This is a genomic window from Pirellulales bacterium (assembly GCA_035499655.1).
Taxonomy (GTDB): domain Bacteria; phylum Planctomycetota; class Planctomycetia; order Pirellulales; family JADZDJ01; genus DATJYL01.
The window spans coordinates 23831-32949 of record DATJYL010000007.1 but is presented as its reverse complement, the minus strand read 5'-3'; the positions used below and the strand labels follow the sequence as shown (position 1 = coordinate 32949).

Genomic DNA, 9119 nt, shown 5'->3' with positions numbered 1-9119 from the left:
AATGCTGACGCGGCGGTCGTTGATGGAGGTTTCCGCAGCCACGCGCTTGGCCACACGGAGGGCCCGCTGAAAAACGTCGTGAGTAATGGGTCCCACGCTTTCCTGCTGCGCTGCCAGTTGATAGGCCTGCTTCACTTGGGTCAAAATTTGCGATTCGCCGAGCACCATGCTGTCCAGGCTGGCGGCGACCGTGAACAAATGCCGCACGGCCCCTTCGCCCGATTGTTCGAACAAATCGTCGAACACTTGGTGCAGCGGCAAGCTATGAAACTCGGCCAGAAATTGTTTGACTTGCTGATCGGACGGCGCGGCCGCCGGATCGTCAGCCGCGGTGTACAACTCCACGCGGTTACAAGTGGAAAGGAGCACCGCTTCGGTCGTCGGATACGAAAGTCGCCATTGTTCCAGCGCCAAGGCCACTTGAGCGGGACTAAAAGCCAGCCGTTCCCGCACTTCCAGCGACGCATTGTGATGACTGCAACCGACCATCTGGAGCTTCATGTCCAAACCTCCGGCGAGGAAGTCTGTCCGCTTTCGACCCGCGGCGTACGATGCTCGCTGGGCAAAAGCAACCGCACGCCCAGGGCAAGGACCAAGAAGCCAAAACTTGCCACCGTCAAATAAGCCACTTTGCGTCCGCTACGAGCGGGCCGATAAACCATGCTAAACACCGCCGCCGCCAAGAGCCAACCGAACATCAAAGCCGTGCTCCAAATGACCGGATCGGTCCAGGGCACTTCGTCAATTTTGCTGTGATGCGAGACCGTGTTTAGGACGATGCCGCTGACGAAGCCCACACCCACCATCAGCACCGAAATCAAAATCGCCCGGCTGTTCACCCGTTCCAGCCATTCCAAGCTAGGCAGCCGCAAGCGGCCAGTGGCCGGCAATTTGTGTTTTAATCGATAAGATTGAATCAAATACATCAACCCAGCCACAAATCCCACGGCGACGGCCACCAATCCCAATAGCAAAAACACGCCGTGAATAGCTCCCCAGATTTGCCCGGCGTGCGATTGTGGAAAGGGCTCGCGGCTGGCAAATTTGGCCAGCCCAATCAATCCCAACACCAACGGAAACAAAAACAGTCCCAACCCCGATTTGGGATGATACCAGCTTAAATACAGATACACGACGACTAAGCCCCAGGCGCCCAATAAATACCAATCGAAAGCGCTGGAAAGGGGCGTGCCGCTGGCAGTGATTGCGCGGTTCGCCAAATACAGGGTATGTGCCAGCAGACCGACCAGCGTGAATCCGACGATCACCATGGGACGCAAACCGCGCCAGAATAATATGCGCATGATTTCCAGCGCGAGCACCAGCGAATAACTGGCCGCAAAGCAAAGCACCGAAATACCGGAAATGAACGCCATTGAAATCAAACGCAGGGAATATGGATTGGCCGCCCCGATTCCTTTATCATCGGTTGCAGGTGGCTGTTGGGCAAGATAACGTAAGGGCCGCTAATAGGCCGAAAATTTGTCGTCACATGTGGTTTTTGCCCGATGGTAAAATTCAAAGAACCCATTAATCCGTTTTATTTTCTGTGTGCTGTATTCGGGGTGGCGTTCACGGTTACTGCATGCGCCTACGGGCTGCTGTTATTGCGGGGCAATCGCGGCTTGAATTTGGCCACCAACGATGCACCGCAGCATCCTTTGATGAGTTTTCTGGATCGCTACGGGATGATAATATTGGGCGTGGAGGTGGCCCTTTTGGTGGCCGTGTCGTTGGCGGCCATCCTGCTCGACCACTACCGCGGCAAACGAATAAAATCATCGAGGAAACCATGAAAGTGAACGCATCTGAAGCGGTTCTTTCCAAACCGGTCGAAATGCCTGGGGCGCATGCGTGCTCGGTGCGCTGGCTATTGAGCGAATCGGACGGCACACCTACGTTCGCAATGCGCGAGTTTGAAGTTGCGCCCGGCGGTTACACGCCTCGACATAGCCACGATTACGAACACGAAGTGTTCATTCTTTCTGGCAGCGGCGTGGTGAGCGAAGGCGACAAACAGCACAAGCTGACCGCCGGCGACGTGGTATTTGTGCAACCCAACGAGGTGCATCAGTTTCGCAACACGGGCTCGCAGCCGATGCGGTTTTTGTGCTTGATTCCCAATTCGGCCACGGGCAAAACGGTGACGGTTGCGCCCGAATGCGGCACGCAGTGATTCGCCCCGTTACTTGTGCGGTAAGCGCCAATAAGCGCCGGGCAAGCCCGGGGGCTAAGTGAAAGTTTTTTTCGCGGCGGCGATTGAGGCGATTAGCCTGCTGCAGCTTTCAATTCCGCCAGGTGTTGCGCGGTGCCCACCAGGCGATCCCAATTGGCATGAATGTACTGCGGCGGTCCGCCGATTTGTGCCACGACTTGGGCGACTTGCTCGGTGGGGACCATTTCGATGGCGTCCCAAGGGCAAACTTTCAAATCGTAAGGATTGGATTTTTTTCCCGGAATGTGGACGCACACTTCGCACCCGACGCAGCGTTCCAAATCGATTTCGCAAAAACTTTGCAGGTTATGAAACTGGTCGTATTGCTGCACCTTCACGATGCAATCAACGGGACAGACCTCCAAGCAGGCTTCGCAGCCGGTGCAGTTGTCGGCATTGATGACGGCCAATTCCTTAGGCAGCTTTTTCCGGGGTCCTTGTTTGGCCATCGCAGTAATCCGTAACGCCTAGATTTTGCCTGGAAGAGTACAACCTGTCTGAGGATTCACAACCTAATCATAGATACAAATCGGGTTCCAGCCAAGGACGGAATGACCGTAAATTTCAGCACAGGTGTCCGTGAATTTCCTTGCCGTTTAGCTTTCTTTGCTTCGCAGTAGAGCTCCAGGCTCGTTAAGCAAAAACAAGGGTCAGATCCCTTTATCGATCGTTTTCACGAAAGGGACAGATCGCAAAAACCTGTCGATGCAAATCAACACCACCGGCTCGGACGGATGTAGTCGTTCACAAAAACAATGAGCACCGCGGGAAGCAACAACGGCCCACCGGTTCAGTCTTGTTGATCAGCGGAATCAAAACTCTAATCAGGCGATTACCGGCTTCTCATCGAACAATCACTATAAAGATATGCGTTCAGTTTGCCCCTAATAAACTACTCGATAAACACTGCTATAACCGTCACAGTTGGTCATTTGCAAGTTGTGAGAGCCTGTGTCATAATGAGTTTGTTAGAAGGGATATCGAGAGGTGGATTGCTGGAATTGGCCGAAGTGGCGAGCGGCTTGCTTGAAGCTGTTGACGCGATAGGGACGAAACACGGCGCGCCTTGGCGAACGAAGCTTATCTTGCTTAAATCCATTCGTAACTGCGCAGTCAATCAAAGGCAGCTCTGAAGGGACCGCACTCTTCGTCAGACGCCGGTGGATTGCTCTGGCTTTCGATGGCATCAGGCTTTCCAAACCCTAATGCTTTCCACATGGAGACCAAAGACAAAGGCATCCTGATGGAACATTCGCTTAGTGTAGTAATTCCGGCTTTGAATGAAGCAGGCAATATTCAAGGTTCGATAGATTCTGTAACGTATGCGGCCGAGAAACATTTTGATGATTACGAAATCATCATTGTTAACGACGGAAGCACGGACCAGACGCTAGAAATTATTCAGGCTAACATTGGCAAGAATCCCCGCATTCGAGTCCTCTCACATGATAAACCATGGGGCTTTGGAGCCAGCTATCACGATGGGCGGCGACAAGCCACGAAAGATTACACGGTAATGGTGCATGGTGACAATGCATTTGACAAAGATACGCTGAGCAATTTCTTCTCGCATGTGGGCGAGGCCGAAGTGATCTGCGGGTATATCGCCAATCCCGCAGCCCGCAGCTGGACGCGGCGCGGAATATCGTTCGCTTACACGACGACGATGAACATATTGTTCTGCATGCGACTCAAGTATTTCAATGGGCTACAGATCCATAAAACCGCGTGGCTTCGGCAATTGAATGCCAGCAGCGACGGATTCGGTTTTCAGGCCGAATTATTGATTAAAGCCATTAAAGAAGGAAATACTTATGTACAAGTGCCGACGATTCATACCGAACGTCCCGGCGGCGGCGAAACCAAGATTTTTAAAATGAAGAATATTCGCTCGGTTGTGCGGACGATGGCAGGGCTCTATGTTTGGAATATCAAGCGGATTTTAAGTCGCAAGCGGAGTTAAGTTATGCTGATGGATGCTCCCTTATTCAGTGTAACGAACATCAAGTTCAACGTAATCATCTTGGCCGCAGGTATGGGCCGTCGCTTGCAGCCGGAGACCGACTTCATTCCTAAAGCGCTGGTGAATGTCGGTCAGGCCAGAGCGATCGATTACACGATTCGTAAGTTTCAGTTCGTCGCGGAGAGAATGATTATTGCCTCCGGTTACTGCGCCGATTTGTTGGAAAATTACGTCCGGGGAAGATATACAGCTCCTGCCATGTTTTTTAGTCGTGAAAGTGTTTCCGAGCTTTGCGGACCGGGAGCCTCTTTTTTGTATGCGTTGGACTACGCATCCTGCAGGCATCCCACCATTGTGACGTTTTGTGATTTCATATTCGCCGACCAATTTTCGGTAGATACAGACACTATTGTGATCTGTAAACCAGGAAGTGCGGAGGCCGTGTTGGATACATATCGCACGCTGGCGGTGGTCGAAGAAGGGGTGGTTTCCGATATTGTGCCCAATACAGATCCTGAATCGATTCGGGATAACGGTTTTACCGGCACCGCGATTTGCCACAATACGACATTGTTGAAAGCAATCGCCTATAGCCAAGCCTCCTCCAAGTCGACCTTGGGAGACCTGGATTATACACGAGATGTGATTCGCAACTACGTCAAGGTCATCCGGACGTTAGCGGCGCCTGTGTCGAGCATGTTCGAATTTGGAACGGAAGAGTCGCTGGCCAGAACACGAAGGTACTTGGATGCAGATTACTGATTACATTCTTCACCGCTTTCGAGAAGCAGAAGGTTTGCGGCTCCTGGTTGGCATTTGCGGACGAGCCGGAGCGGGCAAAACCACATTGGTGCAGAAAATTTCCGATGATCTAACTGCGGCCCATGTAGAAAACGCAGCTTACTCCGGCGATTGGCGTTTTATTCTTGATTCGGAAGGTCGCCGAGAGTTGTTGCGTGAAAAATGGCTGGCCGGAATCAACGCTTATCTGAACGCCATCAACCAGTTCAATTGGTGGGATTTCGGCGCAATTTTCAAAGATTTGACGGCCTTCAAGAATGGCCAAGCCGTCCATATTCCTAACGCTTACGACCGGCTGACAGGAGGCAAAACCGCGGATGTCACCTTGCCGCCGATGAAACACGGCGTCATTCTCTACGAGAACTGCATTCTCGGAAATCTGGATACGCTTCCAACTCTGGATATCATCATTATTGTTAACACGCCTGACCACGTCTGCCTGGAACGCACCCTGCGTAAAGATTCCAAACGGCGCTCCGTGCCGGACATTGCCACGCGTTTTTTGATTACCACGTACAGCGAAAATATATTTCTTCGTACCTGTCGGGAGCGGTTTTCCGATCGGTTGGTGGCTTGCGATTCCGAGGGTCAGTTAGGCGTCTATCCAGATTTTTCCGACGTGACCCATATTCCTGTGCCAATTTACGTGCGCAAACCGGAGCCGATTCGAAAAGGCACGATTTTCTGCGACCTCGATGGAACGCTGGTCAAGCATGTTCCGGTTCCTTCGCCCACGGGCGACGACCTGGAATTAATCGAAGGGTCCGTGGAAAAATTGAAAAAGTTTCGTAGCCAAGGTTATATGGTCATCTTGACCACCTCGCGAACTCAATCGAATATTAGCGGCGTGCTAAACAAACTGCGGACCCTGGGCGTCGAATTTGACCAACTAATTTGCGACTTGCCGATTGGACCCCGGCATTTGATCAATGACTCCAAGAATAACGAAATTCGGGCGATTGCTCATTCATTGACTCGAGACTTGGGACTTAAGGACGTGGAAATTTCCTGAGCGATCTGCCTGAGCCGCATGATCCGTGGCGACGTAAACTTCCATGGACATTGTCGGCGCTTTGAGCGTCGTCAAGTGCTTCCACGATGTCTGATCGCAAAACCACTTCCATTGCTCATCAACGGGCACCAGTAAGGTTCGCACCCCAACCAATTTTAGCGCACGCTCCACGACATGCACATCTTGTTTCGCGAGGTCGTTCGGGTCCACCGCCCCGGAAAAGGGGAGGTTAAGGTAGTAGCACGTGTACAAAACATATGCGGAAGAATTCGTGTCCAGGGCAGCTAACGATCCTTGCGCGCCTGCTTCACGGAGTTGTTGGGCCCAATCACGCTGCTGATGGCTGCCCTCGTGAAGTTCTGGCGGCGCAAGCGCATATCGGGCACAAGTTCCTCCGAAGAACGATAGAATTGCCAGGGCCACCATGACGTTTTTGGCACGAGCGCCGACGTTCGATCGGGCGGCCATGCGCCACATCATCCTCAAACTAAACGCCAGGCAAAACACGCAACAAATGGGAAACAGAAAGCTGTGGATATAGCGCCATTGAACAAACACAAGCATAAACCCAGCTGAGTAACATGCGATTGTGCCCAGCACCCATTCCGCCTTTCTGCGGCTTTCGGCCGAACCTGGACGCAAAAGCATCAGCGGAGTAAAGACCAGCGCCACCAAAGTCATGGACAATAAATCGAAGATATCGATCTCTTTGATCAGCTTAGAGGCCGCAGCCAAGAAAGACTTGATTTGGTAAACAAAGTTGGCTCGGCTCTCCAACGGCGACCAATAATGGTAAGGCGTATCCTCTGGCGTCTCCCACATTGATATGCGCCCCTCAGGCACCGAATATAGCTTGCGATCCCAAGTATGTGTGCGATCGACGTCGGGCGGACCCACAAGAGCATGTTGAATGCCGGCCGAAGTCGAGACGGTAAAATGCCCATATTTTTCAGTCAGCACTCCTATCCAAGGCCCTGCGAGGACACCAAACGTCAATAATCCCACGAGCCAGGTGCGTATATATTGCGCGGGCCAGCGAGGTGATTTGGCCGTAAAGTAGTCATGCAGCACCGTCAATGTATAGTGCGCCAAAAAGAACGGAAAGGCGTACGATTTTGCCAGGTACGCAAATCCAGCCGCTGCTCCCGCGGCTATTTGTCGCCAGGGCTGCTTTGGAAGATTGGGCGATAATGTCAAGGCCACGTAGAACAACAAGCAGGCCGATAAAATCAAATCGGGTTGCAGATATCGTGCTGCAAAAAAACCGAGATCGATCGCCACGATCAACAACGCCGCGGCGCCGGTCCAAGTCACCTTTTTGACGAGTCCTCTGAGAAAGCAATAAGAGCCCAACACCGCCAGCAAACCCCAAGCAATCACTACGATTTTGGCTGCATAAACCGCGTCGACCCCCAGCTTTTCCAGCGGCACAATAGACCAGGTATACAGCGGATTCCAATAGCCGGAAACGGAATCACTCAGGCGGCCCTGGAGAATGTATTCCGCGTTCCGCAAAAACGGAATCGTGTCGGGATTAAGGTTGTCGGGCAGGCGATGAGCTTGCCAAGCGGCGACCAGCAGATAAAGCACAAGCGGTCCCCACAACTCCAGCTTGTACTTTGGCTGAGCAAAGAAGGAGCCGCGCCGAGCGGGTTTTGCGTCGACCATAAGTGCATCAAACGATTGAGGAGTCAACCAGAAAAGAACGGCATGGCCCGGGAACGATTTCGCATCAATTTTGCGGAATCGTTTCACCGCGGATCAAATCATCAAAGGTCTGTCGTGCACGTATCACATCAGCTCTGCCGTCACGCAGGAGGACTTCGGCGGCCAAGTATTTGCCATTGTAGTTTGAATTCATGACAAAGCCATACGCTCCGGCCACTTCCAACACCAATTTCTCTCCAACTTCGGCCAGTGGCAATTGCCGAGTGCAAACGTAGCCCCCTTCTTCTTGCGTGAAAATATCGCCTGATTCGCACAGCGGACCGCCCACAACGACATCGTGCAATGCTCGGTCGGATCCGCTGCCGCTGTGCGGCACAATCGACATGGGATGATAGGCTCCGTACAAAATCGGCCGCGCCAAATTATTGAACCCCGCATCGAGCAAATAAAACGTATTGCCGCCCATCCGTTTGATGGCGCGAATTTCGGCGATCAAATAACCTGACTCTGCGACCAAATACCGTCCTGGTTCAATTTCCAGCGTGATTTTGTGGCCAAACGCGTCTTCCAATTTCTTGCGAGTCTGGTTCCATAATTGATAATATGCCGCGACATCAACATACGATTGGTCGGCCCGATACGGCACCGGCAATCCGCCTCCGGCGCTGATGTTGGTAATGCTGCGGCCCACTTCGCGCGCTGTTTTTTCCATCGCCTGGCAAACGTGGCTTAAATGCTCTAAATCGGTACCGGAACCAATGTGCATGTGCAGTCCGGTGACGCCCAGTCCGTGTGCATCCGCGCATCGCAGGCAGTCGGCCACGTCAGCGTGCCAAATGCCGTGCTTCGATTGCTCGCCGCCGGTGTTAGTTTTTTGGCTGTGGCCATGCCCGAATCCCGGATTGATCCGAAGCGAAATATGCCGCCCCGGTGCACGCTGGCCCAATTGATCGATCATGTCGGGCGAGCCGCAATTGACGTGAATATTTTTACTAACGACCAGTTCCAGCGATTCACGATCGAAAATATCGGCGGTGTAAACCAAGGGTGGCGGCGCGTGTAAATCGGCAGCCGCAGCCGGATAACCGGCGGCCAACGCCCGGTGAATTTCGCCGGCACTGACGGCGTCGACGAAAACTTTCTCGCGGCGCACCAAGTGCAAAATGGCGATGTTGGAACATGCTTTTTGGGCGTAGCGAATCACGTCGAACGCTCGCAAATCGTTAATCCGCTCGATAATTTTTGCGGCGTCGTACACAAATGTCGGAGTGCCAAACTGTTCAGCGAGTTTGTTGACGGACAGGCCGGCAATTTCAGTGCGCAGAGGTAAAAACCGCGAAGCAGTGGGCATGGCGAATGGTGGGTGAAGAAATTTTAGCTGGATGGCTGCATGATGATTCGACAGGCCACTGCAGCCGTTGGTTCGTTTCAACGTGCGCTAACGGAATTCATACCTGCGA

Annotated in this window: 10 protein-coding genes; 5 read left to right on the top strand and 5 right to left on the bottom strand. The window is 52.7% G+C overall.

The genetic code is table 11. From position 1 onward, the window contains the following. A partial coding sequence (locus tag VMJ32_00475; protein ID HTQ37469.1) for a glutamyl-tRNA reductase occupies window positions 1-501 on the bottom strand: 501 nt, incomplete at its 3' end. Then, window positions 498-1376 (bottom strand): cytochrome C assembly protein, encoded by an 879-nt coding sequence (locus VMJ32_00470; protein ID HTQ37468.1) that lies wholly within the window; start codon window positions 1374-1376, stop codon window positions 498-500. The genes VMJ32_00470 and VMJ32_00475, both read right to left, overlap by 4 nt. A 132-nt stretch (window positions 1377-1508) precedes the next feature. On the opposite strand from VMJ32_00470, the gene VMJ32_00465 reads away from it, so the two are divergent. Both VMJ32_00465 and VMJ32_00460 read left to right on the top strand, forming a co-directional pair. Further along, window positions 1509-1796: a hypothetical protein gene (locus VMJ32_00465; GenBank protein ID HTQ37467.1), complete on the top strand. Its 288-nt coding sequence runs from the start codon at window positions 1509-1511 to the stop codon at window positions 1794-1796. A 2-nt stretch (window positions 1797-1798) separates the two neighbouring features. Continuing rightward, window positions 1799-2176, top strand: a complete 378-nt coding sequence (locus tag VMJ32_00460; GenBank protein HTQ37466.1) for a cupin domain-containing protein — start codon at window positions 1799-1801, stop codon at window positions 2174-2176. A gap of 92 nt (window positions 2177-2268) precedes the next feature. Here VMJ32_00460 and VMJ32_00455 read toward each other — a convergent pair whose 3' ends face one another. Beyond that, window positions 2269-2664 carry a 4Fe-4S binding protein gene (locus tag VMJ32_00455; GenBank protein ID HTQ37465.1) on the bottom strand — a complete coding sequence of 132 codons (396 nt, stop codon included), beginning with the start codon at window positions 2662-2664 and terminating at the stop codon, window positions 2269-2271. Window positions 2665-3431: 767 nt separating this feature from the next. Here VMJ32_00455 and VMJ32_00450 point away from each other — a divergent pair. From VMJ32_00450 to VMJ32_00440, 3 genes are read left to right on the top strand one after another with little or no spacing between them, the layout of a single operon-like run. Continuing rightward, complete coding sequence (locus tag VMJ32_00450) at window positions 3432-4178, top strand: glycosyltransferase family 2 protein (protein ID HTQ37464.1); 747 nt, start codon at window positions 3432-3434, stop codon at window positions 4176-4178. A 3-nt stretch (window positions 4179-4181) separates the two neighbouring features. Continuing rightward, window positions 4182-4940, top strand: coding sequence for an NTP transferase domain-containing protein (locus VMJ32_00445; protein HTQ37463.1), 759 nt, complete (start codon window positions 4182-4184; stop codon window positions 4938-4940). Beyond that, entirely contained in the window at window positions 4927-5991 is a 1065-nt protein-coding gene (locus tag VMJ32_00440; protein HTQ37462.1) for an HAD hydrolase family protein, read from the top strand. Before VMJ32_00445 ends, VMJ32_00440 begins: the two co-directional genes overlap by 14 nt. Here the strand turns inward: VMJ32_00440 and VMJ32_00435 are convergent. Both VMJ32_00435 and lysA read right to left on the bottom strand, forming a co-directional pair. After that, on the bottom strand, window positions 5947-7659 hold the full coding sequence (locus VMJ32_00435; GenBank protein ID HTQ37461.1) for a hypothetical protein: 1713 nt from the start codon (window positions 7657-7659) through the stop codon (window positions 5947-5949). The two genes, VMJ32_00440 and VMJ32_00435, sit on opposite strands and share 45 nt — an antisense overlap. 64 nt (window positions 7660-7723) lie before the next feature. Beyond that, window positions 7724-9010: a diaminopimelate decarboxylase gene (gene lysA, locus VMJ32_00430; protein HTQ37460.1), complete on the bottom strand. Its 1287-nt coding sequence runs from the start codon at window positions 9008-9010 to the stop codon at window positions 7724-7726. Window positions 9011-9119: the final 109 nt, after the last annotated feature.

Bases quoted from the DNA above. Each gene is read 5' to 3' on its own strand.
- VMJ32_00465 (HTQ37467.1), top strand. From the start codon at position 1,509: ATGGTAAAATTCAAAGAACCCATTAATCCGTTTTATTTTCTGTGTGCT.
- VMJ32_00470 (HTQ37468.1), bottom strand. From the start codon at position 1,376: ATGGCGTTCATTTCCGGTATTTCGGTGCTTTGCTTTGCGGCCAGTTAT.
- VMJ32_00435 (HTQ37461.1), bottom strand. From the start codon at position 7,659: ATGGTCGACGCAAAACCCGCTCGGCGCGGCTCCTTCTTTGCTCAGCCA.
- VMJ32_00450 (HTQ37464.1), top strand. From the start codon at position 3,432: ATGGAGACCAAAGACAAAGGCATCCTGATGGAACATTCGCTTAGTGTA.
- lysA (HTQ37460.1), bottom strand. From the start codon at position 9,010: ATGCCCACTGCTTCGCGGTTTTTACCTCTGCGCACTGAAATTGCCGGC.
- VMJ32_00445 (HTQ37463.1), top strand. From the start codon at position 4,182: ATGCTGATGGATGCTCCCTTATTCAGTGTAACGAACATCAAGTTCAAC.
- VMJ32_00455 (HTQ37465.1), bottom strand. From the start codon at position 2,664: ATGGCCAAACAAGGACCCCGGAAAAAGCTGCCTAAGGAATTGGCCGTC.
- VMJ32_00440 (HTQ37462.1), top strand. From the start codon at position 4,927: ATGCAGATTACTGATTACATTCTTCACCGCTTTCGAGAAGCAGAAGGT.